Source organism: Pseudovibrio sp. WM33 (assembly GCF_001623165.1).
In the GTDB taxonomy this organism is placed as follows: Bacteria; Pseudomonadota; Alphaproteobacteria; order Rhizobiales; family Stappiaceae; genus Pseudovibrio.
Genome location: NZ_LMCK01000153.1, coordinates 25000 through 51838, shown reverse-complemented (window position 1 = coordinate 51838; position 26839 = coordinate 25000). Strand labels below are relative to the sequence as shown.

Below are 26839 nucleotides of genomic sequence, written 5' to 3'. Positions count from 1 at the left end.
ATACACCCTCGGCGTTAGGGTTGAGATCAGCTCCCCCCCGGCGCTACTATTTTTTGATAAACAGGGTCACGCCCATAGAAATGTGGAGGCCAAACAGGTTTTCTTCCAGCGGTGTATCTTCCAGTGAGTCCAGCTTCAACGCCTCCGAAATCCGCGTTTAAGCCTCTTCCACGCCGCAACACCGGCCAGACCCCGTTGCGCGGTCGGCACTTTGGGTGAGCTGGTAAACGTCGACGAGGGTTTGCACTTCCAGTTTGGCGAGGACGTTGTGGCGGTGGATTTCTACGGTTTTGACGCTAAGGCCTAATGCATTGGCAATGCTTTTGTTTTGCAGGCCTTGTGCCAGATACCCCATCACCTCACGCTCGCGGTTGGTGAGGCGGTCTACCTTTACTTTGGCTTGCGCAGTCAGGCAGCATTGGCTGGCGCGGTTTCGGGTCTCCGTAATCAAGTCCTGCAGCTTATCGAGCAGGCTTTGCTCGTCAAACGGTTTCTCCAACACATCAACGGCTCCAAGGCTCATGGCACGTACGCCATCACGCAGGTTGGCAAAGGCGGATATGACAATAACGGGCAAGTGTTGGCCGGAAGCACGCAGCTTCTCCAGCAGCCCAAGACCACTGGTGCCGGGAATGCGCATGTCGGTGATGATAACACCAACGCAAGGACGTAGGTCAGAGTTCAGGAAGTCATCGGCACGCTCAAAATCAACGGCCTTCAACCCGACGGACTCCACCAGGCACACCAGTGCTTCCCGCATGGCATCATCGTCATCAATGATGATGATGACAGGTTCGGCCTCAGGTCCGTAAAGCGGTTTAACAGGTTGCTGTGTCATGGTTTCCCTCTGTTTGCGAGCGGCTCAGCCGCAGTCTCACGGTTGCGCATGTACCTGCTTCAGGCATCGGTTTCAGGGTCAAATCCCCTTCGTGGCTGTCAACAATGCTCAGCGCAGTCGCCAGTCCCAACCCCAGACTCCCCTTGCTGGAATAGAACGGCTCGAACACCTTCTCCTCCAGCTCTTTTGGAATGCCAGCACCTTGATCGCATACCCTAAGCTCACAGGCTTCTGCTGTATGGTCCAGCTGGACGGAGATTACTCCATCCTCAAGGCCAGCTTCCACCGTGGCATCAAGCGCGTTTTGCAGAAGAACCACCATAACCTGCCGCAGCTGCACATCATCACAACAAACGAACACAGGCTCTTGCGGTGGGTCCCATTGCAGCTGACAGGCATGCTTGGCGGCAAAGGTGCGCATGAGCATCACGGTTTCATCCACCAGATCGCGCAGGTCCACACGCCGCCGCGCTTCTGGCTGTTTATTGAGAAAGCTGCGCATGGAGTTGATGAAGTCAGAAGCCCGATTGGCTTGCTCTGAGATGCGGGTGAGTTGCTTCTGCAGTGTTTCCTCATCCGCTGTGCCACGGTCCAACCGCTGCCGCAAGCTATGGGCGAAGGTGGAGATGGCGCCAAGCGGTTGCTTGAGGTCATGCGCCAGACTGCCTGCAAGGATGTTCATGGAAGACACACGCCCCGCATGGGCCAGCTCACTCTCCAGCATCAGGTTGCGTTGCAGAGCGTTGGCCAGCTTGCCACTGGCTGTTTCCAGCTGCCGTGAGCGGCGGCGGACCAAAAACTCCACATGCCCGACATGCAGCAGAAAGGCTCCACTGAGCAAAATGATAACACCAAGCAGAAAGTAGTTCCGCTCCACCCAGTCTTTCAGGATTTGCCGCAGGTCTTTGTTGTAGGGGTAGAGCGCCAGATCGCGGTAAACCCGCTCAACCGCAGCATAAGAAACAGGTGCAATCCAGGTGGCGTGGCCGAGCCATTCATCCGTGCAGGCACCGTCCGGCATGGATAGCAGGGCCTGCGTAATGCGTGTTGCCAGCTGAGGAGAGACGCCGGGCACCTTCAAAAACGCCCAACCCGGATAAAGCTCCGTGGTTCTGGCGCAAGCAAACTCCGGGTCATACTGCTGGCCCAACACACGGATTTGCGTTTTATCCAGCTTGCCAGCCGCACTCATGCTCTCCAAAAGGCAAGCGCGGACAATGCCGATCTGCACATCCCCATTGACCACTGCCTCGACCACTGTTTGCTGCGGAAAGCCCAGAGGTTTAACGCGCAAGTCAGGCTCAGTGCCAAGGCTTTGCTGCAGGCTGTGTTTGGCTGCGAGATATCCGCCGAAAGCTTCTGTGGAGACCACGCCCGCGCTCGCACCTTTCAGCTCAGTCAACCCACCAATGCCGCTGTCTGCTCGCGTGAAAATCACCGATCCAAGATCCTGCATCTCGCTTTTGTTAACGTGAGAGAGAGCGCTGGCGATGCGGCTGACGCCCGCAATCCGTTCCAGCTGAAACGAGTGGCCCGGATTGGTGATGATGAAGTCCAGTTGGTCCGCCTGCTCAGCAATCTGTTGAAGCGTCAGAGGCAGATAGGAGAACTCCACGTCCGGCAGTTCACGTTGCAGATGCTCAATGGTCTGCGCCCATGTACGCTGAGTTTCCAAGCTGCCACGATAGGAAAGGATGCCGACGCGCACCATTTCAGATTGCGCGAACACCGGGCTTGCCGCCAGTTGGTTTGCAACCAACACAGCAAGAAAAAGGGCAACACAAACAATGCGCTGAAGAAAGCCTCGCATGCAGCAATTCCTAGGCTCAACGTATATTAGATAATTCGAAACAAACAGTGATCCCACTCGATTGCAATAGGTATTTCACCTAGGGCGACGAAGCGTGGCAGCCCAGGCCTCTTCTGCATTTACTTGGAGCGTGCCCTGTAGTTTACTCAGGGGAATGAACCATTCACCTCTACTGATTTTGAACGCTCTGTCATTGACTGCAATTTATTGGGATCAGGATACCATATGATCGGCTATATCACTTTGGGTACCAACGATTTAGACCGCGCTTGCGCGTTTTACGACGCCATTTTGGGGAAGATGGGCGCAACACGGGTCTTTGAAAACAACCGGCTTTATGCCTGGAGCTTTGGCGAGGGCAAACCGCTCATCGTCCTCAACACCCCGTATGACGGTCAGGACGCGTCCATCGGCAATGGCACCATGGTGGCTTTGCGGGTGGAAGACCGCGAAACCGTCGAGACGCTGCATACACTTGCTCTACAACTGGGCGGCAAAGATGAAGGCCCTCCCGGCCCGCGTGGTGAGGCGTTTTATGGGGCTTATTGCCGTGATCTGGATGGCAACAAGCTCAACTTCCACTGCTAACGCCCTTCAGATGTATCACATAGCACAAAGGGCTTGGCGAACCTGCGTATACGTGGCACTTGAATGATTATTCAAAGATTTCAAGTGCTCATACGGAAGGCCGCCAATGTTACGTTCTCTTCTTCTCGCTGCAACTTGCACAGTTTCGCTGCTGTCCCCTCTTGGTGCGCAGGCTGATGAATCAGAGGACGCCTTTGTGGAAGCAAACATCCTGTCGATCTTCTACCACGAGGTTGGCCACGCGGTGATTGACCAGATGCAGGTGCCAATCTTCGGGCAGGAGGAAGACGCCGCAGATGTGCTCTCCGTGCTGATGATTGACTGGCTTTATGAGGAAGAGGCCGCGCAGGAGCTCGCAGTCAACAGCGCGTTTGGCTACATCAACGATCCCGATGGGGAGGAAGAGGTGGCGTGGTGGGATCTGCATGGGCCAGATCAGCAACGCTACTACAACCACGTCTGCCTGTTTTATGGTGCAGACCCGGATAACCGTGCAGGGCTGGCCGAAGATTTGGACCTACCGGAAGACCGGGCGGAGATGTGCCCTGTAGAATACGAGCAAGCGGCCAGCAGTTGGGGCGCTGTGTTTGATGAGATGACGCCAGACTCCGGTGTCGCAATGACTTTTCATGCCGGGACTGGCGCGGACGCCGAGGTCATCAATCAAGTACTTTCTGAGGAAGTTAAAAGCCTAAAAGACGACATGTCTCTGCCCAACGAGGTCATCGTAAAGGTGGAAAGCTGTGGTGAGCCGAACGCGTTTTACGATCCTGAGGAGGTCTCCATCTCCTTCTGCACCGAGTTCATCCCGCATCTGAGATCCCTCTATCAGTCCAATCTGCAGAACTGATGTGCTTGTGTACTGGGGGTCATAACTTGAGCCCCAGTTTGCTGATCCAACTGTGGCGCATATCTCGAAGAGTCCATTTCAGCTCATCACTCGGGATGAAATACCCGCTGATGCCAGAGGAAAACAGCAGGTCATACGTGCGCTCGGTAGATTTGTGCAGCGCCTGCTCAACCTCATCAGCAGAGCCCTCCGGCTTAATGGGGATCATCATGCAGATGGTGTCGGGCTCTTGCTCAATCACCTCAACGCGTACGCCTGCATCAAACTCATAACCCGTTGTTTCGCCAAGTGTTCCTTTCGGATCTGCATTCAGTCGCTGGCGATACGCAGGATCGTTGATCATCCGTCGGTAGTCTTGCTCCGCAAAGTCGCTGTTATCGCGGTCTGTCATGCTTCCCTCTTCCCTTTCGCGATGGAAGAGCGGATGCCGAGCAGCTTGACCTTGTTATAAACCGAGGCAACCCAGACAAACATATCTCCGCTGGACCACAAATCCATCTGGTTGAGATCCAATGTTGTATCAAGTGCACCCTCTTGTTTGGCAGGTGGAATAGTCAGATAAAGCGTGTCTTTGCGCTGCTGGATGATCCGGACTTTAACGCTGGGATCAACCTTCACTCCCAGCTCTTTAAGCGCAGCAGCTGCATCGCGCTGCGCCAGTTTCGCGAATGCCGGATCCTCCCACATGCGCTGGGTCAACAACAACTCAAAGTCTCTTTCCATTGCTGCTCTTCCTGTTTGACTGCATAAGATCAGAAAGAGCCTAAAGGCAGGACCTTAAGTCTTCGTGGTAACAAGTTTTGCATCTGAGAGGATGACTTCAATTACTGCTTTTGCTTCTCTTTGTTCCTCAGCGATATTGTCTTTTCTGGCGTAGTAGAGCGTGCGAACTGCCTTCCAGAGAGCCCAGCCTATGGCGCGATCCCAGGTATTTTGGTCGATATTGACCGCGGTTTTGAAAATCTCGCGATTGACGCCGGAAAAGAACTTCCAGGTTATAACTAAGTCGCAGGCGGGATCGCCAACCGTGCATAAGCCGAAATCAATAACGGCACTGAGGCGGCCATCCCGTGTGAGGATATTCCCGTTTGAGAGGTCTCCCTGCACCCAAACTGCAGGCTTCGTCCATTTGGTTTGGAGGGCTCTCTCCCAAATCATCAGTGCGGCATCAGCATCGATCAGGTCAGTCACGCCCGAGAGGCAGAAGCGTGTCTCCTCATCAAAGACGCTGAGGTCGCCACCACGGTGGCAGTTGTGATCTCCAGCTTCCGGCGCCCCTGTGGTATCGGCAGCCCAGAGCGCATGCAGGAAGGCCGCGAGATTTCTCGCAAACTCGTTCATATCACGGACAGAATGAGCAGAGGCTGTCTCACCCTCGATCCAGCGATAGATTGACCACGGATATGGGTAATCTGCATTCGGTTTGCCAAGAGCAACAGGCTCAGGAACCGCGACAGGCAGATGTTTTACCAGTTTCGGCAGCCAGTTAAACTCCTTTTCGACCTGCGGAACATAACCCGCTGCAGACGGCAAACGCACCTTCAGCTCGTTGCCAAGGCGGAAGGTGTTGTTGTCCCAGCCGTCCTGCTCAACACGTCTGACAGACAGGTCGCTCCACTCGGGGAACTGCTCATCAAGCATCTTGCGCACCACTTCGGGCGCTATCATCAAACGGCCATCACTCATTGAAACTCGCAATCACTTATCAAAATCAGCACTAAAAAAGGCGCGGTCGGGACCGCACCTTAACCTAAGCAAAAATGAGTGAGCTTGCGAAGGGGAAGCCTCAAAACTGAGGCAATCCCTCGAGAACTGTCGCCTTAAAGCGACACTAGGCAACAAACATCAGGTAGAGACCGAACAACGCTGTGATAGCGCCGAGGGCTCGCAGGAACATGCGTCCGCTGTTCCATTCTGTCAGGGAGCCAAGGCCGAGCCCAGCAAGACCCAACGCAAACGTGGAAACGGAGAAGCCAAGAGCGTAAATCAGCAGGCTGCTTGCACTCGCCTCATTTGCGTGTGCAGCACCGTGAAAGACGGCAAACACGCCAACAACCAGCGCACCCACGACAACCGGAACTTTGAGCGCAAACGCGACCAGCAAGCCAATCAGGATGACAGAGGCGAGGATGCCTGTCTCAACATACGGCACAACAACGCCCATGTAGCGTGCCCAGAACGCCATGAACATGACCAGCGTGAACACCAGCGGCCAGACCAAACGCTTTTTAAGAAGCACCAGCGCAGCCCAGACACCGACACCAACCATTGTGAGGATATGGTCCAGCCCACCAAGGGGATGCCACAGACCGTGGAGAAAATCCGCTTTGGCTTGCGCAGTTGAAAAGGCAGCGGCGTGTGCAGGCAGAGCAATCAACATCAATACTGCCAGAAGACCCGTTAAACCGGCAGTCTCTCTCAATTTCATAAGTACAATTTCCAATATTGAGCGCGCAATGCCACGCGCAGTCTACGTCGTCAGGTGTGGAGCAAGGTGCCTCCACAAGGTGACGCCAAACTGACTTGTTTTCTGAAGACTGGCAATCAAACCGCGTTCTTTTGGGAAAAACACGCCGGATTGCCTGTAGAAAACATCATGGGAAATGTAAAGAGAGGAGGATGCAGTAAAAAAGGGAACCTGTGAGGTCCCCTTTCTGAGTTGGGTTTAGTGGGTCATCAGCACCGGGATCTTCATCTCGTGCAGCACCCGGCGTGTCGCCCCGCCAAACAGGTACTGCGCTAAGCGGCTGTGTCCGTATCCGCCCATAACCAGCATGTCGGCATTGAGGCGTTCTACCGTGCTCAACAGCGCTTCTGAGACGGAGCCGGAGACGTTGCTCATCACTTCCAGATGAATGTTCACGCCATGGCGCTCAAAGTAATTGCGGATGTCTGTCAGCTCAGAGTGCTTCGGCTCATCATGCGGCGTGATCATCACCACGGAAACAGTGTCTGCATTTTGCAGCATGGACATGGAGGCATGCGCTGCGTTGGATGCAGGACCAGAGCCATCCCAAGCCACGGCTATATTTCTGGGCGCAAACGCTTTTTCATATGCATGCGGCACAATAAGTGTCGCGACACCGGTGTCAAACACCATCGCTTCAATCATGGCAGCACGCATCGGTTCCGGCTTGGTAGGATCGTCCTGTCGTATCACGATAACATCACTCAAACGCCCCAGATGCATCAGCTCGTCAAACGTGCCGCCAAGGGTGATGTCTGTGACGCGCGTTTCACCATCTATGCCCGCACCATCGAAGTGTTTTGCAAATCCTTCCAATGACTTATTGAGTGTCGCGGCGGACTGCTCCTGCAAGCGCTGTTCATAATCTGGCGGCATTGGTCCAGCGGTGCACAGGTAGTAGGAGGTCTCGTAGTTGGGCACGACGCCAATCAGATAGGCATCTGTCAGCTTGGAGAGTTCAACGGCAACGCGGGATGCAACCTGATCACCGGACGTGTCGGTAAGGGTGACGACTGTTTTGATAGACATATCTGAACCTCCAATTGACTCAAATCATGAAGCGCAGAACGCGAAAAGCACCCACCTGTAGGTCGAGTTGCCAAGAATACCCTTCCCGCCTCATTGAGTGATAGTTGCCCCCAAACAGCCGCAAGTAAATTGGGTGCTATACTTAGCTTTCTGCGAAATATTATAACCCTGCGTATGCAGGATAACCTTAAGTCAACCTATGATAGACATAGAGACGCGGAGTAACAGGCCGTTTCTACATTTTTAGTATTTAAAGATAAACAACACAAATCTGCCTTATTGTGCAGTCGGTCCGGTGGAGTTCAACGGAATTGGCATAAATTGAAATGTATCCAGCTCATTGGATTTGCGTTTCTTTTTCTAAAGCCGAGCATCTGTGTTGAGGGCATTTTTGAATAATCAATAGTCTCAAAATGAGCTCGGATGAACCAATTGAACCAGACATTCCAATCCCCGAACTCGAAAGTCTGTTTGACGCGAGTATTCGTGTGTTTCTGCGGAATGGAATTGTAACGGCCACTATGGACGATGTGGCTGAAGCTGTTGGTGTTTCTACGAAAACACTCAATGCTGCTTTTGGGTCAAAGCGGGAGCTGGCGGTCTCTGCGCTGCGGTCGTACTACCTAAAATACAGCCAGCAAATGCAGTCGGTTATGGCAATGCATTCGGATGCATACTCGGCGCTGCAAGGGGTGCTGATGGAGTTTACCGAGCTGTGCTGCGATGACCAGAAAGCCGAAAAAGGTCTTTTCTGGCCCACACTTGTGGACCTTGGTTATGTAGACGAAAACCTCTGGACGGAGTTTCAGAACCTGCAGTTTGATTGGGAAGATCAGATCAGGGATAAGTTGACTCAGTGTCAGGATGAGCTGAAGAACCCGGAAGACATCGAAATCCTCACCACCTACTTTATTATGGTCTTTGAGGGGATGTATGAGATGGTGAAGTTCGGCACGCCGCAAGAAAAACTCTTTAAATTAATTGAGGTTACGCTGGAGGTGCTGGGGAGCAGAATGAAGACGGGCGGAAAGTAATCCCCCTCTCTCAACCAGCATACAGCAGACAGCCCAATGGAGGCGTCATTGACGCCCCCATTTCAGTGCACAGTGAGGAGTTCTTTATTTTGCAGTTGCACTGAGGGCATTGCCCAAGGCGAACACGGATGCGAACAGCAGGACAATATCTTTCAAAAGGAACTGTCCCGGAATAACGGAGATCGCCAGCACGCCAGTGTCCGGAATGAACACACCCGGCGTGGAAAAGAAGAAGCTGAAGGTCAACAGAAACGTGCCGATAGCACCAAGCGCACCGAAGACCGCGAATTTAGGCGCGAAGAAGCGGGTGGTGAGTAACGCCGCGATGGTCAGCTCTGTAAGTCCGATGAGTTTGGACACAGCTCCTTCGGACAGGAATGAGTAAAGCCATCCAAGAAAGGGAGAATTCTCGACCAGTCCGCGAATTGCTCCGGCCTCATAAGCCGTAAACTTCATGCCACCAAACCAAAGGAACACGAGAATAAGGGCGGCGAAGATTCCGTTTTTCGCAATATCGGAGAACAAAGCACCCAGGGCGGCGTTGTCATCTGATTGAGTGGCAGACGCGTGAGTAAGATCAGTCATTTCAACCTCCTGTGTTGAATTTGGTAGTGTGTTGCGGCGGGTCTTGCCAGCCTGTGCGCTTAGGTATATGTATTACGGACCGATGTGTCCATAATGAATTACGGACTGATCGGTAACATTGTTGTGAGCGGGAATTAATGTGATGGCGAGACCTCGGGAATTTGACCCCAAAACTGCGTTGGACAGAATACAGAGAGCTTTTTGGGAAAAAGGCTATCATGGCACCTCCATGCAGGACCTGGAGAGGATAACCGAGCTGAAGAAGCAGTCGCTCTACCGGGAATTTGGCAATAAAGACGCCATGTACGCGCGGGCGCTGAAGCTCTATCACGAGCGAGATATCACCCATCTGGCACAGGTCATCTGCCGGGCACCCAACGCAAAACAACGGTTTGTGGATTTGTTTGAGGCTGTGCTGGAGCCCGTGCGCAACGGCGACCGCAGCGGTTGCTTTCTGTGCAACTCCGCAATTGAGCACGCCCATGATGATCCGCAGATCCAACTCAACGCGCAGGAAGGTATCCAGAGCACGCAAGACCTGTTCAACACCGCCCTCGCCGTCTCCGAGCCCTACAAGAGTGATGATGCTTTGCGAAAGCAGAAGGCCAATCTGTTGGCTGCAGGTTACTTCGGCCTGCGGGTCATGGTGCGCGGCGGCACGCCCTTGGCAGAGCTGGAAGAGACAGTCACTGTTCTGGCCAGCACCATTTAGGCGAACCGGGCTTGCTTAGCAGGCGCAGTGATGTATGCGTCGCCTCACTTTATAGTTTCAGGACACTTTAAATGGCTGGTTATGTTCTTCACCACTACAACATTATCGACAGGTCACGCATTGAGGAACTCGGCCCCAGATCCCTTCCTATTATCGAAAATATGGTGGCGAGTTGATCGTCGCAAGCCCAATGAAAACCCTTGCGGGGTCAACATCCTACACGAATATGGTGATGTACAGATTCGAGAGTTTTGAAGCTGCTGTGACGTTCTACAATTCAGAAGAAATGATCGAGCTTAGAAAGTTCAGCAGCCAGGTCATCGAGGGATTTGCGACCGTTATCCCGGGTCATTCGGAAACAGAAAGCGTTGTGAAGTCAGGCTATTTCACGAGATGACCTCATATCGCAGATGAAGCGAGGGATAGGTGCAAGCCGCTTTATCCCGGCATCAAAAAAGGCGGGCAAAGCCTATCACTTCACCAGCCTGATTTATCGTTATGCTACAGCGCTATACGGACTGTACCTTGTACAGGAAGTCGTCGATCTGTTCGCGCAGGTCAACAACCTCTTGCCGCACGGACGATGCGGTTTTGGAGACCAGATCAGAGGACTGGTTGGTTTTCTCTGCAGCTTGTGCCACCAGCACCATGTTTTCAGAAACGTTCTGCGTGCCCGTTGCTGCCTGATGCACGTTCTCAGTGATCTCGGCAGTGGCCGCGCCCTGCTGCTCAACAGAGGCCGCAATATTGGATGCAAACTCGTTGACCTGCCGGATGCTGGAGGTGATTTCCTGAATAGCTTCAACAGCATCCTTGGAAGAACCTTGAATCTCCGCAATCTGCTGAGAGATCTCTTCAGTCGCCTTGGAGGTTTGGCTCGCCAGCTCTTTCACCTCGGTTGCCACAACGGCAAAGCCCTTGCCCATCTCACCTGCACGGGCCGCTTCAATAGTCGCGTTGAGCGCCAGCAAGTTGGTTTGCTCGGCAATGTCCTGAATGAGATTGACCACCTCGCCAATGCGCTGCGCCGTGCCGTCCAGATCCAGCACCTTGGTGTTGGTGGCCTGTACTGCATCGTTGGTTTGAGTGATCACCTTGTTGGTGCGGGCGATCTGCTGCGCGATCTCTTCAATGGAGGTTGAAAGCTCCTCAGAAGCAGAGGCCACCGTTTGCACATTCGCCGTTGCCTCTTCTGAGGCCGCAGAGGTTGCTGTGGTTTGGACGGTTGTGTTCTCGGCAATATCCGCCAGTTCTTTAGAGGTCTGCTCCAGCTCGTCAAACCGGCCATGAATGACCGTCAAAGCGTTTTCTGCAGTGCCGGAGAACGCCTCAATCAGCTTGGCCGATTGCTTCTGCCGCTCCGCCTCGCGCAAATGCTCTTTCTCGGCCTCGGACTGCAAGCTCTGGCGTTCAGAGACCGCAGTTACAAACACTTTCAAGGCGTTAGCCATCTGGCCGATTTCGTCAGAGCGGCCAGTGTACTGCACCTCATCTGAGACATTGCCGTCTGCAAGAGACTGCATGCGGTGTGTCAGGTTGACGATTGGGCGGGCAATGGAATTGCCGATGAACCATAAGATGATGCAACCAATCAGGCCGGAAACCACTGCTGCAATCAGCGCCATATCGCGGGTGTTGCGGGCACCAGCTGTCAGCTCCTCAGTGGTAACGGACATACCGGCAAACCAGTACTGATCCGTCGTACCCAGTTGAAACTTCTCAAAAATAAACAGGCGGTCTCCGACTTCTTGCACGTTCGCTTTGTCGCGGACACCGTTCATGATGCTCTCAATAACCGGGCGGACTTTCTCGCCCAGAACAGAGCGGTCACTGTGGCTGACCCAGAGTCCGTCTTCGCTGACCACGGCCAGTCGGCCAGTGTCATAGAAGTTGGCGGCGCCCATTTTTTCTTGCAGCTTGTCGAAATCAACATCAATCACCACAACACCAACAGCGTCGCCTTTTGCGTTCAGGATTGGGTCCAGAACGGAGGCGGAGAGGATTTTTTTGCCTTCAACATCAAAGGTGTAAGGCTCAGTCACGAATTGGCTTTTCTGCTGCATCGCCCGGCGCATACGCCGTTGAACATCAGCGCGTCCAATGTCTGCTGTCAGGGACTGGACACTGCCATTTTCCATATAGAAGTAAGGAACGAATTGGCCGGTATCAGAAGCATACTTCTTGCCAACGTAATCAGCATCCTTGCCTGCAACATCTGGCTGAAGGAAGACGGCGATGCCGAGAATGTCCGTTGTGCCGCGCAAAGCTGCTTCGGTCATCTGAGCGATATTGGTACGCGAAGCGTTTCCACTGTCGATCTCAGCACCGTAAGTGTTTGCAAGCGTTGTGGAAATAACCTGTGACTCTTTTAAGAGATCCTGCGCTGTGACAGCCAGCCCGGACGCAACCGAGTTGAATAATGCGCGGCTGTCTTGCTCAGCGGTTTGCATGCTGAGGTAGGTTCCGATCGAAATTACGAGCGATGAGGCAACGAGAAGAACCGCTGCTGATGCGCTGACAATGCGATGACTTAGTTTCATTTTCTGCTTCGCCATACTGTAGAAATCAGTACGGGTTCCGCCATCTCTCACTCATATGATGCTGGTTTCAACCACCTCTGGTTGATTAACCCTCTCCTTGCGTAAATACAACAGTCACTATTATTATAGTTTTGTTAATATTTAACTGAATTTATCATCACAATACATAATAAAGATAAGCTTAAATCAGTTTATACCCCTGACAGAGAACCCGTTTTATTGGAGACTACTAAAATAAAACTGGGATCACTATTAGGGTTTATCCATAAGTGCATAATACACATTTTGGAATTAATCTTTGAAAAACTCAAAACTAAGATGGTATTAGTACCTACATCTTGCGCTCAGGGCATCTCATCAACGGCAGGTTGCTGCCACAACTCCGCTGCATGTCTTGAAGTGAGGGAATAACTGCATGATCTTGTGCGATCCTGCAGAGGGGGCCAATTTTCTAAAAAAAATCGCTGAGCCCGTTTGCGTTGCTATGTAAGCTCCAAAACCAAAACGGGGTGAAACCCGCAGGCCTCACCCCAATTCTATCAAACATATCATTACGTTACGCTTATGCAGGCACCTTCTCCGGCTTTGCGTTGTTTTGTGCGTTGCTAAGCGCTGTTTTGCGTCGCTCGCGCAGCCTCAACGCTTTTTCCGCATTGCCCGCACGGACGTGGCCGTACCCGCGCACTTTCACTGGCCAGCTCAGCAGATCATGCGCCGCTTTCTCACCAGCCTCCGCCAAACGAGTGCAGACCAGATCCATGTCCGCCTCATATGAGGAGCGCATTTCATTTGCCAGAACGCGCTCCTCATTGTTGCGGAACGGATCAAGGAACGAGCCGCGCAGACCTTTGAGGCTGGAGAGGACCGAGAATAACTTCATCATCCACGGCCCGAACTCAGTCTTCACTGGCAGGCCGGTCACACGGTCTTTTTTAGCAAAGGGGCCGCCGCCAATGTGGAAGCGCACTTCCAGATCACCCTCGAAAGTTTCCGCAAGGCTTTGCTTGAACTGTGGCTGTGAGAACAGGCGCGCGACTTCAAACTCGTCCTTATGCGCCAGCAGACGGAAATATTGCGTCGCGGCGGTGCGAAGTATCTGTTCGCCTGCTCCAGCCTTTTTCAGCGCAACCAGCTTTTGACGGTAAAACCTGCCAAGGCTGCTGCCCTGATAATCCTTGAGGCGGTTCACCCTGTCCTCAATCAGCTCTTCCAGCGGCAGCGGACGATCCAGCTTCACCACTTGCGCAACCGGTGCCCGTGCTTTGGCAACCCGCTCCGGGTCCAGCACCATCAGGCGGCCCCAGTTGAAGGCCTCGAAGTTCTTGTCGCGGGCCACACCGTTCAGCTCAATGGCCTGACGGATGGAACCGAGTGTCACCGGAATGAGGCCGCACTGCCAGGCCGCGCCAAACAGCATCATGTTTGCCATCACCGCATCGCCGCACAGGTCTTTCGCCGCTTGCGTGGTGTCGAAGTAATCCAGCCGGTCGCCAACAGCCTCGCTCAGCCGCGCCTGCAGGTTGGGCGTGTTGATGTCCCAATCCGGGTTCTTGGAAAAGTCAATGGTCGGCACTTCTTCCGTGTTCACCACCACCTGAGCAGAGCCCTGGCGCAGTGTTGTCAGCGTCTCGTCACCTGCTGTAACCACCAAGTCGCAGCCGATCACCACATCCGCTTCGCCAACCGCCAATCGTGCGCTTTGCAGCCCATCGGCGGAGTTGGCGATGCGCATATGCGTCATCACCGCCCCGTACTTTTGCGCAAGGCCCGTCAGGTCCAGCGTGGAAACGCGGCTGCCATCCAAATGCGCAGCCATGGAGAGGATCGCGCCGATGGTGACAACGCCTGTGCCGCCGATGCCCGTTACCAGCAGCCCAGTCGCACCGTTGATGGCGGGCAGTTCCGGCTCTGTCAGCAACTCATCACCCACGCTTTCCACCTGACGCTCCGCAGGTGTGGTGGCCTTCTTCGGCTCTGCACCGTGAATGGTCACAAAGCTTGGACAGAAGCCTTCAACACAGGAAAAATCCTTATTGCAGCTGGACTGGTTGATCTGGCGTTTGCGACCCAATGGCGTTTCCAGTGGCTCAATGGAAAGACAGCCCGACTTCTCGCCGCAATCGCCACAGCCCTCGCAGATATCCGGGTGAATGTAGGTGCGGACCTTCGGATCCTCCCACTTACCGCGCTTGCGCAAGCGGCGGCGCTCGGTAGCGCAGGCCTGATCATAAATCAGAACCGTCACGCCCGGTATCTCACGCAGGTCTCGCTGCACCGCTTCCAGCTCGCGGCGGTGGTGCACCTCAACGCCAGCCGGAATGGATTGAGCCTGCACCCGCTCCACATCCTCGGTCACCACCACCACCTTCTTCACGCCCTCATTGAGCGCGGCGGTGATGAGCTGCGGCACGGATTGCTCGCCATCAACGGGCTGTCCGCCTGTCATGGAAACAAAGCCGTTAACCAGCAGTTTGTAGGTCATGGTTGCATCAGCGGCCACAGCCTGACGCATGGCCAGAAAGCCGGAGTGGAAGTAGGTGCCATCGCCCATGTTGGCGAACACATGTGGCTCATCCGTAAACGGCGCCTGCCCCACCCAGTGCATGCCCTCACCGCCCATTTGGGAGGGGGCCTTGGTCTTCACCGGGTCATTGAAATACGCAATGGTGTGGCAGCCAATACCCGCCAGCGCACGGCTTCCATCCGGCACTTTGGTGGAGGTGTTGTGCGGGCAACCGGAGCAGAACGAGGGACGACGCACCGGCCCCGGCTTCAGCTTGATCGGCACCGGCACTTTGGCCTTGAGCCCGTCATCCTCCAAAAACTCTGCAATGGCGGAGGCCACCTGATTGGCAGCAAGCACGCCAGAGTTCGGCAACAGGCCCTTGCCCTGCACCTTTAACGAAATACCGGCATCAAACAGGATGGTTTTCAGCTGGTCCTCAACAACAGGGCGTTTTTCCTCCACCACGAGGATCTTCTTCAGGCCCTTGGAGAAGCCCTCGATGATCTTCGGGTCCAGCGGCCACACCATGCCGATCTTCAGGATGCGAATGCGGCGCTTTTCTGTTTCAAGAGAGGTCAAACCCAACTCATTCATGGCTTGGCGTAGGTCAGAATAGGATTTGCCCGAGGCGATGATGCCCACCTCCGGTTCATGCGCATCGTGGGTGATCTGGTTGATGTTGTTGGCCTGCGCAAAGGCCAGCGCGCGTGGAATCTTCTCTTCCAGCAGTCGCTTTTCCTGCTGCACGGGCAGATCGATCTCGCGAATCCAGACGCCACCCTGCGGGTCTTTCAGGTCCGGCTTCACCACCTCAATGCGGTCCAGATCCACCTCCACGGTGGAGGCGCTTTCCACCACATCCGTCACCAGCTTCACACCCACCCAGCATCCGCTGTAACGGCTCATCTCCACGGCCAGAATGCCGTAGTCCAGAATGTCCTGCGGGTTGGCGGGGTAAAGCACCGGAATGCCAGAGGCAATCAACGCATGGTCCGATTGGCCTGCCACGGTGGAGGACTTGGCCGCGTGGTCATCCCCACACAGCGCCACAACACCGCCCTTGGGGTGGGTGCCTGCAAAGTTGGCATGACGGAAGGCATCGCCAGAACGGTCTACCCCCGGCGTTTTGCCGTACCAGAAGCCAACCACGCCATCCTTGTTGCGCATCTTCATGTTGCCCACGTGCTGTGAGCCCCAGATCGCCGTTGCCGCCAGATCCTCATTCACCCCCGGCTGGAATACAATGCTGTGCTTATCCAGATGCAACTGCGCCCGCCACAGCTCCATATCGTAACGCCCAAGCGGAGAGCCGCGGTAACCGGAGATAAAAGCACCCGTATTCAGCCCCGCCAGCTCATCACGCATGCGCTGCTGCAACGGAAGGCGCACCAGTGCCTGATTGCCTGTGAGAAAGACAACACCGCTGGTCTGGGTGTACTTGTCATCCAGTGACGGGGCGTTGTGGCTCTTGGACGGGGTCGGCACACTGCTTTTTTCTTCAGAAACCATCAGGTAACTCTCACAAATGTCTGGCGTTGCCGGGGTGCGGCAGGAAATTATCTGCGATGAAAAGACCCAAGATTTTTTGGAGATTTGATTATGAGGTGCGGCCTACTCGCAATATTACGTAGACCCATACTGCATGAAATATCAGCGGATGTACAATAAGAGCGCCTCAGGATTTAGGATAAGTGGTCTAAGTGGATTTAGCACCTAAAACTGGCAGGGTGCTCAGAGCAAATGAACGCGACGTTCTATAAAGAGTTATGATGTCAAAATAACATCATAACTCCGCTTAGGCTATATATTGACTTGCTGTCAGGTTACGATCATAAACCCACTGAACTGAGATAACATATTGATTATTTTACTATTTTATAGAAATTCTTAGCATACCAACGTTGTTCCATGTTCTGCAAAGGCCAGTTTTTCAAATTATCTTTAAGCATGAAAGCAACAGAATAATTGTAGAGTGGGATCATCGCCGCCGTATCCTGCAACATCGCCTCAACAGTGGTGTAATGAGATTGCGGATCATCAAGGGTTTTGGCTTCCTTCATAATCCCGTCAATGACCGGATCAAAGAACCCTCCAACATTTTCATCAGGCACATCAGACCATAAGTTCAGGAAGGTTGAGGGTTCGTTATAATCACCACACCATCCATGACGTGTCAGTGTATAGTTGTTTTGCGAACGTCTGTTCAGGAGCGTTTTCCATTCCAGATTTTCAAGCGTGGTTTCAACGCCCAGAATTTGCTTCCACATTTGTGCAATCACAACAGCGGTCTTCTTGTGCTCTTCCCCGGTATTGTAAAGCAGGTTTAGTTTAAGTGGATTGTCTTCGGAAAAGCCTGCATCAGCCAAAAGCTTCCGGGCTTCTTCATTACGTTTTTTCTGAGTCCACCCCTCATGCGGCAAATCAGGTGCAGTAAAACCTGCCGTAAATTTTGGGGTAAATGTATATGTTGGAACCTGCCCACCCTGCAAAACCTGATCAGTTAAAATTTCCCTGTCAACAGCATAGGAAAGCGCTTTTCGAACGCGGACGTCCTGTAGCTCTTGCTGCCCAGTCTCACTTCGGTTGAATGCATAGTAGTAGGTGCAAAACCGGGCAAACGCTATTGCTTCATCTGGAAACTGTTCTTTCAAGCGCGGGAATTGTCCTGAAGGGGCTTCAGTCCAGTCTAATTCGTTGGCAAGATACCGTGTAAGCGCAATGTTTGCATCATTAATGACAAGAGCATTGACCCTGTCCAAAATGGTATTTTCTTTGTTCCAGTACGTTTCATTACGGACCATCGTAATACGTTCACTTGGAACATGCGCCTCAAGTCTAAAAGCGCCATTTGTCACAATATTATCAGCGCGTACCCACTTATCGCCATGCTTCTCAATCGCCCAGGCCGGGACAGGAAACGTCGTAGAAAGTGTTAACATGAGAGGAAAATATGAAATGGGCGTGTCGAGGTCGACCTGAAGTGTGTAATCATCAACGGCAACAACTCCCAGCTCTTCAGGCGGTTTACTTCCAGCAATCACAGCTTGCGCGTTTTTGATCGACATAAGGCCGATATACCAGGAAACTTCCGAATTTGTCGCCGGGTCTGCAACCCGCTTCCAGGCATATTCAAAATCATGGGCTGTTACCGGTTTGCCGTCGCTCCAGCGCGCATCACGGCGTAATGTGAAAACATGGGTTTTCTTGTCAGGTGTGACCTCATGTTCAACAGCAAGAGCAGGAATAATGTTGCCTTTATTGTCTTGTTCGTAAAGACCTTCAAACAATTGGCGAGCAACATTTGCACCAATAGCATCCTGGAGCAAGCCGGGATCCAAGGATGTCGGTTCATCGAAAAGGCGAAACGTGAAGCTTTGCTGCTGTGCCAGCGTTTGCCCATTTGCTTCCAACTCAGCAACAATTGCAGAACGATCAGCGGCATAGGTTGAGCCCATTAAGGCCGTTGAGGCTACCAAACTCCAATAAAGTAATTTCAAAATATCACCTCCCAATCACTCTAGTAACATGAATATTTTTCACGTAAATATATCCACATAGCTAGATATTAACTTATCATATTATCCAATTTTTCTCTTTAAACAGAGAGATTCCCTTTAAAATACACTAACATCTCAGATTATTACTTACACAACTATTTAACAGACAGAGGTGGTTCAGTTTATTTGGACAGGTGGTCTAAGTGGATTCAGCGTCTGAAACTTACATGATGCCAAGAATAGGAGACCACCATGACCAAACATCCCTGCCAGAATCATAGTCCGGCTTTAAAGTCCGGACGCTCCATTTCTAGCTCTGATCGGAAAGGTCTCCGGCAAGCACAAAATCTATATTTTTTGAAGAAACATCTGCTGCCCGAAGACTTCGTGTCATTGTCCAGATTTTATGCAAGTTGGACTGTGTCCAGCTCATATAATCATAGGGCAACACGATGTTTGCATGCCCGTTGGACTGGTGCACTACCACAAGGCTGTGATGATTTTCCACACAGACGAGGTCATGCAAGAGGCCCAGCATCTCCACGACGATAAGCGCGGAAAACGCCTGAGGCCGTGTTGTCGCCATTGCGGCATGCTCCAGCAAAACATCAGCGCCCCGCACCGACTAGCACCATCATTAATCTTGACCGCAAATGTAATAAAGCGCCAGTTGCTGGGGCCACATTACTGACTGGGTAGTTCTCATCTTGCTACTGAGAGGACAAAACCTCCACCGCCGTAAATGTTTTCGGGGGGGCTTATTACTTGCGGAATGCGGATGGGAGCTTGGTACCCTCCTCCAACGGAGCCTGACTGGCGGCCCGTATTTTGATGGATGGACTATCAAACAACCCATGCTTATCCTGATGACTTGCACAAGCCGAAGCGGACAAGAAAATAATAAGTTTTAATGGTGCCTTGGCAGATGACATGAGAACTCATTGGTTCGGAGCGCGCCCTGATCGCCTCTAAAATTTCACAGGTAAGGTAATCATACGGTTACCTATTAAACATCTGATATTAATCATTATTTCCACTCAAACTCTTCTTCTCCTTCCATGGCGTTCTGGTCATCCCGACCACCAGTTTCACAGTAGCGGCATTTTTCTACCTTGCAGCGCCCATAAAACTTGGGGGGGGTACCAAGCTGGGTAAGTAAAACCTGACACGACAGGCAATGCGATTGATGACCAACGCAATATGAATAATACCTGCCAAAATCCTTAGGGAATACACTCCTGCCACCAGCTAGTTCTTAAAGCTTGGCTTCTCTGTCACCGCTGGACATACCATTCTCATCCAGATGCTAAGCCTCATATTCTAAACGGATATTTTTGGGAGGTATTGTTATGGTAATGACGGCTTTGCAACGCTGCAAATACTTCGGTGTCGATAATATTCAAGGGATGGCTTATCACCCCGGACCCAGTAACTACTCAAAGAGTGTCGCACCTGACACGTTGTATGCATGGTCCGATTTTTACAACAATATGTTCACACAGCTATGGTCGACCGAACCCAACGAAAACGGCGTGCAGGGTCGTGGGGATCTGCTTCGTTTCAAAGAGCAATTGGGCATAAACTTCATCCATGGTTACGACTGGTCACAACCTATCGTTCAAAAGGATGCGCATGGAAACGAAGTAAAACTCCTGGTCCATGAGCCTTTCTGGAAGGCATGCAACGGTCTTGGAATGAAGATGACGATTCCGATCAGCAATTACACATTGCAGCTGCTAGCCGGAGGAAACCGCCCAATTGCCGAAGAAAACGTACGAGCCATCTTGAAAGAAGTAGGAAGCGATCCGCATCCTGCGGCGGGGATGATCAAGGTCTTCAACGAGTATGAGCTTTCGTATGGAGGCAACCCAAAGTATGTGGTTGATGTTCTTGAGATGATAGCAGACTTCGATGCCTATACTCCTGTCGATGAGTGCCACCTGCCCATTATGGTCTGCACATCATTTGGGATGAAAGACGGCATTGAAGGCGCAGGTTATATGCGCGATGTTTACGACGAGATGATGCGCTGGGGAAACATAGGCCCAACAAACGCGGCGGCCTTCTGGCGCAATCGCATGGTTTTTGCAACCAACCCACAAAACCCAGGTAGTGATATCAAGCAATACCTTGAGAACCGCCTGCCCATATACTGGAAGAAGAACCGCATTCCTTCACCCCCTGTGATGTTCACAGAACTGGGCTCCAGCATTAAGCAAACCGGGAGCGAGGAGAACCAAGCCAAGTGGATGAGCGAGCAAATTGCAGCGTCAAAACCCGGCAGCTCTGAAGGCAACATGCTTGGTGCTTGCGTGTTCCTTAATGAAGAACGTCCTTGGGAGGAGGATGCAGAAGAAACCTTCGGTGTAATGCGCTTTGGCCCAGATACAGGTTGGGGCCGTCCATCCACCAACGGAAAGGCCGCGACGAAGTACCCTATGTGGGACAATCGCGGTTGGTGGTGGGGAAAGCCTGCTGAATACCCCGTTGAGCAGCAAGCACCCAAGCTCAATTACTCCAGCGTTGCTAAAGCCTGGAAACGGACTGCCGATGCTCCTGACGGAACAATGGAAGATGCCGACTAAGCAATACGCAGTCTTCATTCAACCGCAGAACTAATATGAATGGGCAGCGCGACAAGAATTGACAGCTCGTTTTGGCATCGTTGAGGCCATCATACCACCACCCAAAACAGCTGTTCTCAACCTTCAGGTGGAGGCGATCCTGCTGCGCGAAACCAGTACATTCTAGCCACTCAGAAGACGGAGGCGCACATTGTCGTCTCCGTCTTGAACAAAGTGAGTTTACTTATACGCCCGGTGTTCGAGAAGATTTCTGCGTAATCAAGTTCTTGGGGTTGGGCAAATGTTGAGCTAAGTTCGAACTGTACAACACCGCTCTTTCCCAATTGAAGTGCCCGCCAACGTAGATATCAGTCTTTTTCAAGATCCGGCGTTTCAGCCAGTTTGGTCTTGCTGCTGCAAGACTTCGAACCGCCCGTCATGCACATTCCCAAGCCACACATAACGGCGCAGGGGGCTAGGGCAAGAATAAGGGGGGCTGCGCCGACAGCTGTCAGCCAGTTCCAATTGAAGGCAGAGCCAGCACCGATAACAGCCATAGATCCGAGGATCATTACGCGTCGGTTGCCTATGAGATTTGGCAACAAAATCCGGGGCAGATTTCGGGTTTTATTGATGTCTGACATAACTCATTTTTCCTTTTTATTGATGATTAGTTGGAATTGCGCGATGGCTTCCCGACTGCCCATTTAGCTAGGCCCATAAGACGACCTAACTTGCACCCGGATGGGAACCTGTGCGAGCTGAAATCTCCCGCCCTCGTTGGAGCATGACACAACAGTTCCCCGAAAACCGCATGGTCATCGGGGATGTATTTCAGCGCAAGAAAACCAGCTTATTTCCAGTAGTTGTTGGCCGCAGCGACAGTTCTGAAGTGCTCAGCAATGGTTTGCGAAGCAGCGATCAGCGCCTCTGAATCATATTCATACATCAAACGCATGGCAGAGCGGACTTCGGCATCCGGCTGCATGAATTTGATCGCCATGCGGGAAAGTTTTACTGCAAGCTCATAGCCCTCTTGCGGGTTGGCTGTTTGCAGCGTTGGGAGCCAGTTCTCATCCATAATTCGCATCCTTTTGATTTGGCGATTTTGGAAGAGTCAAACAGGCAAGAGACAAGCGCAATCTCCCCAATTTCCATTGGGATTTGTAGGAGGGGATCCTCAAAGAAACAGGCAGAAGCAACGCCACTCCTGCCTGCAAACTCTAGAGATTAGTTGCCGATTTTTTGGTAAACAGCAGGCTTGCCGCCCAGCACGGATGGGATTGCAAACACAGTATACTGAGTGTCTTCAGTTTGCTCACCCATGCCCAAAGACCCCATTGGCATTCCTGGAACTGAGAGGCCTTTGATGTCCGGACGCTCCGTCAGCATGCGATTTACAGCATCCAGCGGTACATGTCCTTCAATCACATACCCATCCACGATCGCGGTATGGCACGCCTCCAAATCTTCTGGTACGCCCACCTGCTGCTTGACGCGGTAAAGGTCATCCGTCTTTTTCACGATCACGTTGAAGCCCGCTTTATCAAGAGCGTTGCCCCAAGCCGTGCAGCATCCACAATTTGGAGATTTGTAAAGCGTGACGTCTTTATCGCCTTCAGCATGAGCAGGCAGCGTTAAAGCGCTTGCACCAAGAACAGCAGTGAACACGCCAGCAAGTAGGTTACCCTTGGAGATCATGAGTCTATCCAATCCAGTTTATTATTTATTTCAGTTAGTTAGAGTTTTGAGGTCTAAGCAACTGAATGGATTGGAGGCCTGTCTATACCGCTGGTTTGAGCAGAGTACAACGGTAACAAAACCGGCACAGACATGCTGGAGCTGCGGTATAAAGGAGAGACTGCATTGGTCTGATCCAGCAGCCCAAGCGTCGCCATACAGGCAGTCATACCTGTTGCCATGGCTGTCTCTGTTTCACAGCAGCAACAAGATGATTTGTCAGAGATCATATGCTCCATGGCTGATGCATTCTGCTCAGCCAGAGCGAGCTTTTGTGCTGCACTGTTAGACGCCATCTCACCCTGCATGCTCATGGCATAAGGCGTGGTGACGAACAGCGTCAATAATATGATCAGCACACGAAACATGGCTGCAACCTAAGGGCACATTACGGCAGTTTCAAGTTAAACTGTTGTAATCTCCTGCTCAGGACAGCGTGACATTTATGCGCACCAGATTTTTCATTTCTCCCGAAAAAGCGCTTGACCTCAACTTAACTTGAGGAAGTACTTGAGTGTCATCTCATCACAAGCGGGCTGAGGCTGTTCCCCCCAATTGGCGCAATTCTGTGCTTTTGCCTCACCTGACAAAACTGGCGTACTGACATGAGTGAACCAAAAGTCGCCTACCTTGTTGCCAGCAGCTTCATGCCAGAAGGGCATGGCTCTATCGACGCATACGGCGAAAAAGCCGTTCCTCTTATTGAAGCTGCTGGTGGAGAATGCATCGTGTTTGGCGGACCCGATCAGCCTTTTGAACATCTGGAAGGCGTATGGAACACAAACGCGCAACTGACGCTTTTCCGGTTCCCAAGCATGGACGCGCTCATGACGCTCTGGAACTCCCCTGAATACCAGGCAATCAAACACCTTCGCACAGACGTAATCCCGCCAAACTTCACGATTGCTGTGGAATCCAGCATCTAAATCACATCCCCCCAAAGGCATTAGGGCGCTCTGTCCTCCCCAAGAATACGACAGAGCGCCTGCCTTCACGCAAAGCGTGCTGTACGGGCAACAGACGTGCTTTATTTCGCAGAAACGCTGGGTTTTGCAGACAGGGCCATGATCTGCCGATAGTCTTCAAAGATTATTTCTTTGAGATTTTACTGATGTCTGTTGCACGCCCCATCCTGTTTTATCAACTCAGCCTCACCAGCTTTCACTTTCCCCGTGCTATGCTGGGTGTACTGTTTCCCTACCTTGTAACTGTCTACCTTGCTGAGAGCCCGGAACGGGTGAGCTATGCAATGACGGCTTCTATGCTGCCCAACCTGTTTGTGCTGCTGTTTGCCGGGGCCGTCGCTGATCGCTTCAACAAGCGCAAGCTGCTTGTTTTGCTACACATCGCCAATGCGGTCCCCGTAATAGCGTTGACTGTGCTGCTTCATCTCGGCTTTATCGGGTTTGAAGGCCTGCTCCTCTTTGCGCTGCTCTTTGGCACCACACTGGCATTCGTTCAGCCTACGCTGGATGGCATGCTCAACCACATTTCATCCATGCACATCGGGCGCAGCGTGACGCTTTCCGTGGGGATGCTCTACCTCGTCACGCTGGCAGGCTTTGCACTTGCCAGCAGTGTGGAGTGGGTTGGTGTTGCACCGTTGCTTGCCATCTCCAGCACGCTCTTTCTGGTTGGCATTACAACAAGCCTGCGTTTGCCAGACACGCCAACACTTGCGGAAAAAGACAGACCCAGCATCCTCAGTGAAATTCGTGAGGGACTGGCTTTGGTGTTGTCTTCCAAAACTCTGAGATTGCCTGTGTTTCTGATGAGTTCAGCCGGCCTCATACTGGGCGGTCCCTATGCCGTTCTGGTACCGCTTATGTTACGGGATACCTATCACGCCACAGGTTTTGACTTCGCATTTGCCTTCGCTGTCTTCATGGTTGGCGGGGCATGCTCCAGCGGCTTGCTCCTCAAACTGGGAGCAATCAGAAATCCAGTCCCACCGCTTGTTGTGGGTTACAGTATGGGCGGCTTTGCACTGCTGTTTTGGGCGATGTCTCCACCTTACTGGGCTTTTCTTGGCAGCATCTTCTTTTGGGGCGTTGGCGGTGGCATCTGCCTCAACATGAGCCGCACCATCTTGCAGGAACAAGCGCCCTCAACCCACAAATCCCGCGTGCTCAGCGTCATGTATCTGGGTGATGAAGGCGGTGCTCCTGTTGGCAGTCTTATAACCGGCGTGTTGATCACCACCCTCAGCCTCTCCAGTGCCTCCATCATTCCCGGCGTTGTGGTGCTCTTCATCTCCCTCCTTCTGTTGCTTGCGCTAAGCGCACAGAGGAGTGAGGCAAAAGCAACACAGGATGCGGGGCAATGACGGGCAAGCTGTATGTGCCTTGACTTCCCGTGCAAACCGCATAATCTCTCGCCCGATCAAAACGCGAGGAGATAAAGCGATGAACAAGAACAGGACAACACATTCAACCTGCCCTGTTTCTGTAAGAGTTCATCGCCATGCCTTTATCTATCTCACTCAATCATCTGTCTTGCGCACGTCCTGACGGTACTGCGCTTTTTTCTGATCTCAACCTTCAGTTTTCTCAACACCGCACTGGCCTGATTGGCCGCAACGGCACTGGCAAAACAACACTGCTGAACCTCATCAGCGGTGCGCTGACACCTGCTTCCGGCTCAGTCTCCGTGCAAGGGTCCATCGGCTTGCTAAAGCAGCAGCTGCAAAGCGGGCCACAAGAAACACTCGCAGACCTGTTTGGCATCACCGAAGCTCTGCGCGTCCTGCAAAAGGCTGAGGCAGGAACTGCCAGTATGGACGAGTTGGCTCACGCAGACTGGACGCTGGAAAGTCGCATGGAAGCGGCCCTTGCCCAGATGGGGCTGGAAATCTCCACTGATCACCCACTCTCCGCCCTCTCAGGCGGGCAAATCACCCGTTGCAGGTTGGCGGCTCTTCAGTTTCATGATGCTGATTTTCTGCTGCTGGACGAGCCCACCAACAATCTGGATGCAGATGGCCGGGAGGCTCTAGGCACCTTCCTCGCCAAGTGGCGCAAAGGTGCGATCATCGTCAGCCATGACCGTGCCTTGCTGGAGCAAATGGACTGCATTGTAGAACTGACCACACTGGGTGCCTCCGTGTTTGGCGGCAACTACAGCTTCTACAAGGCGCAAAAAGCACAGGAACTGGCAGCCGCTGAGCAAGATCTGGCATCTGCTGAAAAACGCATTGGCGACCTGAACCGCAAAATCCAGAGTGTTGCCGAGCGCAAAGCTCGCAAGGATGGAGCTGGCCAACGCGCCCGCGCCAAGCGCGACCAGCCCAAGATCCTTCTCAACGCCATGCGCAACAAGGCTGAAAACAGCCTTGGAGAAAACGCCAATCTTGCATCTCGAATGCGCGAGGAGGCAGAGCAAAGTTCCAAAGCCGCCCGCGAGAAGATCGAAGTTCTGGAACAGCTGAGCATCAGCGTCGCTTCCTCTGGCATTGCGAACGGCCAACGGGTGCTGGCAGCCAACGGACTGAGTGTTGGCTATGACAAAAACCAGCCCTTGCTCCGCAATTTTTCACTCGTGATAACAGGACCAGAACGCATTGCCATTAAAGGCGCGAATGGGTCTGGCAAAACAACGCTGCTAAAGACGATAACGGGTAAGCTCCCGCCCCTATCCGGCACTTGTCAGCTTCACCCCTCTGCCCGCGTGCTGGACCAAAGTGTCAGCCTGTTGAACCCAGACCTGTCGGTGCTGGAAAACTTCCGCGTGTTGAACCCGAAGCAGGATGAAAACACCTGCCGTGCTATCCTTGCCCGTTTTCTTTTCCGCGGAGATGCCTCCACACAGCAGGTCCAAACCCTCAGCGGTGGTATGATGCTGCGCGCCGGCCTCGCTTGCGTGCTCGGCGCAGCCCAGCCCCCCAAACTGCTCATCCTGGACGAACCCACCAACCACCTCGACCTCACCGCCATTGAGGCCATCGAATCCGCCCTCACCACCTACAACGGCGCCCTCCTTCTAGTAAGCCACGATGCCACGTTTCTGGAGAGTATTGGGGTGACAAGAGAGGTGGTGTTGGGGGAGACGGTGAGGGTGTGAAACAAAAAAGCGGAGGCTCA

The 26839-nt window shown here is 52.8% G+C and carries 25 protein-coding genes; 9 read left to right on the top strand and 16 right to left on the bottom strand.

Features of this window, described 5'->3' with window-relative positions; all coding sequences use genetic code 11:
* Nucleotides 1–157: 157 nt before the first annotated feature.
* Both PsWM33_RS26025 and PsWM33_RS26020 read right to left on the bottom strand, forming a co-directional pair.
* Nucleotides 158–838: a response regulator transcription factor gene (locus tag PsWM33_RS26025; protein ID WP_063302177.1), complete on the bottom strand. Its 681-nt coding sequence runs from the start codon at nt 836–838 to the stop codon at nt 158–160.
* On the bottom strand, nt 819–2648 hold the full coding sequence (locus PsWM33_RS26020) for a sensor histidine kinase (RefSeq protein WP_063302176.1): 1830 nt from the start codon (nt 2646–2648) through the stop codon (nt 819–821). The genes PsWM33_RS26025 and PsWM33_RS26020 overlap by 20 nt, the downstream gene beginning before the upstream one ends.
* 225 nt (nt 2649–2873) lie before the next feature.
* Between PsWM33_RS26020 and PsWM33_RS26015 the strand changes: the two genes are divergently transcribed.
* The gene (locus tag PsWM33_RS26015; RefSeq protein WP_063302175.1) at nt 2874–3236 is read left to right on the top strand and encodes a VOC family protein; all 363 of its coding nucleotides are present in this window, start codon (nt 2874–2876) and stop codon (nt 3234–3236) included.
* A gap of 106 nt (nt 3237–3342) precedes the next feature.
* On the top strand, nt 3343–4086 hold the full coding sequence (locus PsWM33_RS26010) for a DUF4344 domain-containing metallopeptidase (protein WP_063302174.1): 744 nt from the start codon (nt 3343–3345) through the stop codon (nt 4084–4086).
* A 19-nt stretch (nt 4087–4105) separates the two neighbouring features.
* On the opposite strand, the gene PsWM33_RS26005 is transcribed toward PsWM33_RS26010, so the two are convergent.
* The 5 genes from PsWM33_RS26005 to PsWM33_RS25985 all read right to left on the bottom strand — a co-directional run bounded on the left by PsWM33_RS26005 (nt 4106) and on the right by PsWM33_RS25985 (nt 7582).
* Nucleotides 4106–4477, bottom strand: coding sequence for a nitrile hydratase subunit alpha (locus PsWM33_RS26005; protein ID WP_063302173.1), 372 nt, complete (start codon nt 4475–4477; stop codon nt 4106–4108).
* A complete protein-coding gene (locus tag PsWM33_RS26000; protein WP_063302172.1) occupies nt 4474–4809 on the bottom strand; it encodes a hypothetical protein in 336 nt (111 codons plus the stop codon). Before PsWM33_RS26000 ends, PsWM33_RS26005 begins: the two co-directional genes overlap by 4 nt.
* Nucleotides 4810–4863: 54 nt before the next feature.
* Entirely contained in the window at nt 4864–5772 is a 909-nt protein-coding gene (locus PsWM33_RS25995; protein ID WP_063302171.1) for an aminoglycoside phosphotransferase family protein, read from the bottom strand.
* 145 nt (nt 5773–5917) lie between these two features.
* Nucleotides 5918–6514: a HupE/UreJ family protein gene (locus PsWM33_RS25990; protein ID WP_063296109.1), complete on the bottom strand. Its 597-nt coding sequence runs from the start codon at nt 6512–6514 to the stop codon at nt 5918–5920.
* Nucleotides 6515–6751: 237 nt separating this feature from the next.
* Nucleotides 6752–7582 (bottom strand): universal stress protein, encoded by an 831-nt coding sequence (locus tag PsWM33_RS25985; RefSeq protein ID WP_063302170.1) that lies wholly within the window; start codon nt 7580–7582, stop codon nt 6752–6754.
* 413 nt (nt 7583–7995) lie between these two features.
* Here PsWM33_RS25985 and PsWM33_RS25980 point away from each other — a divergent pair, with 413 nt between their 5' ends.
* Nucleotides 7996–8616 (top strand): TetR/AcrR family transcriptional regulator, encoded by a 621-nt coding sequence (locus PsWM33_RS25980; RefSeq protein ID WP_063302169.1) that lies wholly within the window; start codon nt 7996–7998, stop codon nt 8614–8616.
* Between the two features lie 84 nt (nt 8617–8700).
* Here the strand turns inward: PsWM33_RS25980 and PsWM33_RS25975 are convergent, their stop codons facing one another.
* The gene (locus PsWM33_RS25975; protein ID WP_057462307.1) at nt 8701–9201 is read right to left on the bottom strand and encodes a DUF417 family protein; all 501 of its coding nucleotides are present in this window, start codon (nt 9199–9201) and stop codon (nt 8701–8703) included.
* 142 nt (nt 9202–9343) lie between these two features.
* Here PsWM33_RS25975 and PsWM33_RS25970 point away from each other — a divergent pair, with 142 nt between their 5' ends.
* Both PsWM33_RS25970 and PsWM33_RS25965 read left to right on the top strand, forming a co-directional pair.
* Nucleotides 9344–9913, top strand: coding sequence for a TetR/AcrR family transcriptional regulator (locus tag PsWM33_RS25970; protein WP_208994760.1), 570 nt, complete (start codon nt 9344–9346; stop codon nt 9911–9913).
* Nucleotides 9914–10103: 190 nt separating this feature from the next.
* Entirely contained in the window at nt 10104–10310 is a 207-nt protein-coding gene (locus PsWM33_RS25965; protein WP_244276748.1) for a DUF1330 domain-containing protein, read from the top strand.
* Between the two features lie 112 nt (nt 10311–10422).
* On the opposite strand, the gene PsWM33_RS25960 is transcribed toward PsWM33_RS25965, so the two are convergent.
* The 4 genes from PsWM33_RS25960 to PsWM33_RS27235 all read right to left on the bottom strand — a co-directional run bounded on the left by PsWM33_RS25960 (nt 10423) and on the right by PsWM33_RS27235 (nt 19078).
* Nucleotides 10423–12453 (bottom strand): methyl-accepting chemotaxis protein, encoded by a 2031-nt coding sequence (locus PsWM33_RS25960; protein WP_208994758.1) that lies wholly within the window; start codon nt 12451–12453, stop codon nt 10423–10425.
* 562 nt (nt 12454–13015) lie between these two features.
* The gene (locus PsWM33_RS25955) at nt 13016–16468 is read right to left on the bottom strand and encodes an indolepyruvate ferredoxin oxidoreductase family protein (RefSeq protein WP_063302166.1); all 3453 of its coding nucleotides are present in this window, start codon (nt 16466–16468) and stop codon (nt 13016–13018) included.
* Nucleotides 16469–16821: 353 nt separating this feature from the next.
* Nucleotides 16822–18456 carry a peptide ABC transporter substrate-binding protein gene (locus PsWM33_RS25950; RefSeq protein WP_244276747.1) on the bottom strand — a complete coding sequence of 545 codons (1635 nt, stop codon included), beginning with the start codon at nt 18454–18456 and terminating at the stop codon, nt 16822–16824.
* Between the two features lie 310 nt (nt 18457–18766).
* The gene (locus tag PsWM33_RS27235) at nt 18767–19078 is read right to left on the bottom strand and encodes a hypothetical protein (RefSeq protein WP_063302164.1); all 312 of its coding nucleotides are present in this window, start codon (nt 19076–19078) and stop codon (nt 18767–18769) included.
* 727 nt (nt 19079–19805) lie between these two features.
* On the opposite strand from PsWM33_RS27235, the gene PsWM33_RS25940 reads away from it, so the two are divergent.
* Entirely contained in the window at nt 19806–21041 is a 1236-nt protein-coding gene (locus PsWM33_RS25940; protein WP_063302163.1) for a hypothetical protein, read from the top strand.
* 347 nt (nt 21042–21388) lie between these two features.
* Here PsWM33_RS25940 and PsWM33_RS25935 read toward each other — a convergent pair whose 3' ends face one another.
* The 4 genes from PsWM33_RS25935 to PsWM33_RS25920 form a co-directional block, all read right to left on the bottom strand.
* Nucleotides 21389–21664 carry a hypothetical protein gene (locus PsWM33_RS25935; RefSeq protein ID WP_063296097.1) on the bottom strand — a complete coding sequence of 92 codons (276 nt, stop codon included), beginning with the start codon at nt 21662–21664 and terminating at the stop codon, nt 21389–21391.
* A 209-nt stretch (nt 21665–21873) separates the two neighbouring features.
* Nucleotides 21874–22101 (bottom strand): hexameric tyrosine-coordinated heme protein, encoded by a 228-nt coding sequence (locus PsWM33_RS25930; protein WP_063296096.1) that lies wholly within the window; start codon nt 22099–22101, stop codon nt 21874–21876.
* A gap of 149 nt (nt 22102–22250) precedes the next feature.
* The gene (locus PsWM33_RS25925; RefSeq protein WP_063287909.1) at nt 22251–22721 is read right to left on the bottom strand and encodes a DUF411 domain-containing protein; all 471 of its coding nucleotides are present in this window, start codon (nt 22719–22721) and stop codon (nt 22251–22253) included.
* A 53-nt stretch (nt 22722–22774) separates the two neighbouring features.
* The gene (locus PsWM33_RS25920) at nt 22775–23128 is read right to left on the bottom strand and encodes a hypothetical protein (RefSeq protein WP_063302162.1); all 354 of its coding nucleotides are present in this window, start codon (nt 23126–23128) and stop codon (nt 22775–22777) included.
* 237 nt (nt 23129–23365) lie between these two features.
* Between PsWM33_RS25920 and PsWM33_RS25915 the strand changes: the two genes are divergently transcribed.
* The 3 genes from PsWM33_RS25915 to PsWM33_RS25905 all read left to right on the top strand — a co-directional run bounded on the left by PsWM33_RS25915 (nt 23366) and on the right by PsWM33_RS25905 (nt 26819).
* Nucleotides 23366–23686 (top strand): DUF1330 domain-containing protein, encoded by a 321-nt coding sequence (locus tag PsWM33_RS25915; RefSeq protein ID WP_063302161.1) that lies wholly within the window; start codon nt 23366–23368, stop codon nt 23684–23686.
* 185 nt (nt 23687–23871) lie between these two features.
* Nucleotides 23872–25086: an MFS transporter gene (locus tag PsWM33_RS25910; protein WP_063287906.1), complete on the top strand. Its 1215-nt coding sequence runs from the start codon at nt 23872–23874 to the stop codon at nt 25084–25086.
* Between the two features lie 137 nt (nt 25087–25223).
* Nucleotides 25224–26819, top strand: coding sequence for an ABC-F family ATP-binding cassette domain-containing protein (locus PsWM33_RS25905; RefSeq protein WP_063302160.1), 1596 nt, complete (start codon nt 25224–25226; stop codon nt 26817–26819).
* Nucleotides 26820–26839 lie beyond the last annotated feature (20 nt).

Bases quoted from the DNA above. Each gene is read 5' to 3' on its own strand.
- PsWM33_RS26020 (WP_063302176.1), bottom strand. From the start codon at position 2,648: ATGCGAGGCTTTCTTCAGCGCATTGTTTGTGTTGCCCTTTTTCTTGCT.
- PsWM33_RS25910 (WP_063287906.1), top strand. From the start codon at position 23,872: ATGTCTGTTGCACGCCCCATCCTGTTTTATCAACTCAGCCTCACCAGC.
- PsWM33_RS25905 (WP_063302160.1), top strand. From the start codon at position 25,224: ATGCCTTTATCTATCTCACTCAATCATCTGTCTTGCGCACGTCCTGAC.
- PsWM33_RS25990 (WP_063296109.1), bottom strand. From the start codon at position 6,514: ATGAAATTGAGAGAGACTGCCGGTTTAACGGGTCTTCTGGCAGTATTG.
- PsWM33_RS25965 (WP_244276748.1), top strand. From the start codon at position 10,104: ATGAAAACCCTTGCGGGGTCAACATCCTACACGAATATGGTGATGTAC.
- PsWM33_RS26005 (WP_063302173.1), bottom strand. From the start codon at position 4,477: ATGACAGACCGCGATAACAGCGACTTTGCGGAGCAAGACTACCGACGG.
- PsWM33_RS25915 (WP_063302161.1), top strand. From the start codon at position 23,366: ATGAGTGAACCAAAAGTCGCCTACCTTGTTGCCAGCAGCTTCATGCCA.
- PsWM33_RS25970 (WP_208994760.1), top strand. From the start codon at position 9,344: ATGGCGAGACCTCGGGAATTTGACCCCAAAACTGCGTTGGACAGAATA.
- PsWM33_RS25920 (WP_063302162.1), bottom strand. From the start codon at position 23,128: ATGTTTCGTGTGCTGATCATATTATTGACGCTGTTCGTCACCACGCCT.
- PsWM33_RS26025 (WP_063302177.1), bottom strand. From the start codon at position 838: ATGACACAGCAACCTGTTAAACCGCTTTACGGACCTGAGGCCGAACCT.
- PsWM33_RS26010 (WP_063302174.1), top strand. From the start codon at position 3,343: ATGTTACGTTCTCTTCTTCTCGCTGCAACTTGCACAGTTTCGCTGCTG.
- PsWM33_RS25935 (WP_063296097.1), bottom strand. From the start codon at position 21,664: ATGTCAGACATCAATAAAACCCGAAATCTGCCCCGGATTTTGTTGCCA.
- PsWM33_RS25995 (WP_063302171.1), bottom strand. From the start codon at position 5,772: ATGAGTGATGGCCGTTTGATGATAGCGCCCGAAGTGGTGCGCAAGATG.
- PsWM33_RS25930 (WP_063296096.1), bottom strand. From the start codon at position 22,101: ATGGATGAGAACTGGCTCCCAACGCTGCAAACAGCCAACCCGCAAGAG.
- PsWM33_RS25960 (WP_208994758.1), bottom strand. From the start codon at position 12,453: ATGAAACTAAGTCATCGCATTGTCAGCGCATCAGCAGCGGTTCTTCTC.
- PsWM33_RS25985 (WP_063302170.1), bottom strand. From the start codon at position 7,582: ATGTCTATCAAAACAGTCGTCACCCTTACCGACACGTCCGGTGATCAG.
- PsWM33_RS25925 (WP_063287909.1), bottom strand. From the start codon at position 22,721: ATGATCTCCAAGGGTAACCTACTTGCTGGCGTGTTCACTGCTGTTCTT.
- PsWM33_RS25975 (WP_057462307.1), bottom strand. From the start codon at position 9,201: ATGACTGATCTTACTCACGCGTCTGCCACTCAATCAGATGACAACGCC.
- PsWM33_RS25940 (WP_063302163.1), top strand. From the start codon at position 19,806: ATGGTAATGACGGCTTTGCAACGCTGCAAATACTTCGGTGTCGATAAT.
- PsWM33_RS26000 (WP_063302172.1), bottom strand. From the start codon at position 4,809: ATGGAAAGAGACTTTGAGTTGTTGTTGACCCAGCGCATGTGGGAGGAT.
- PsWM33_RS25955 (WP_063302166.1), bottom strand. From the start codon at position 16,468: ATGGTTTCTGAAGAAAAAAGCAGTGTGCCGACCCCGTCCAAGAGCCAC.
- PsWM33_RS26015 (WP_063302175.1), top strand. From the start codon at position 2,874: ATGATCGGCTATATCACTTTGGGTACCAACGATTTAGACCGCGCTTGC.
- PsWM33_RS25980 (WP_063302169.1), top strand. From the start codon at position 7,996: ATGAGCTCGGATGAACCAATTGAACCAGACATTCCAATCCCCGAACTC.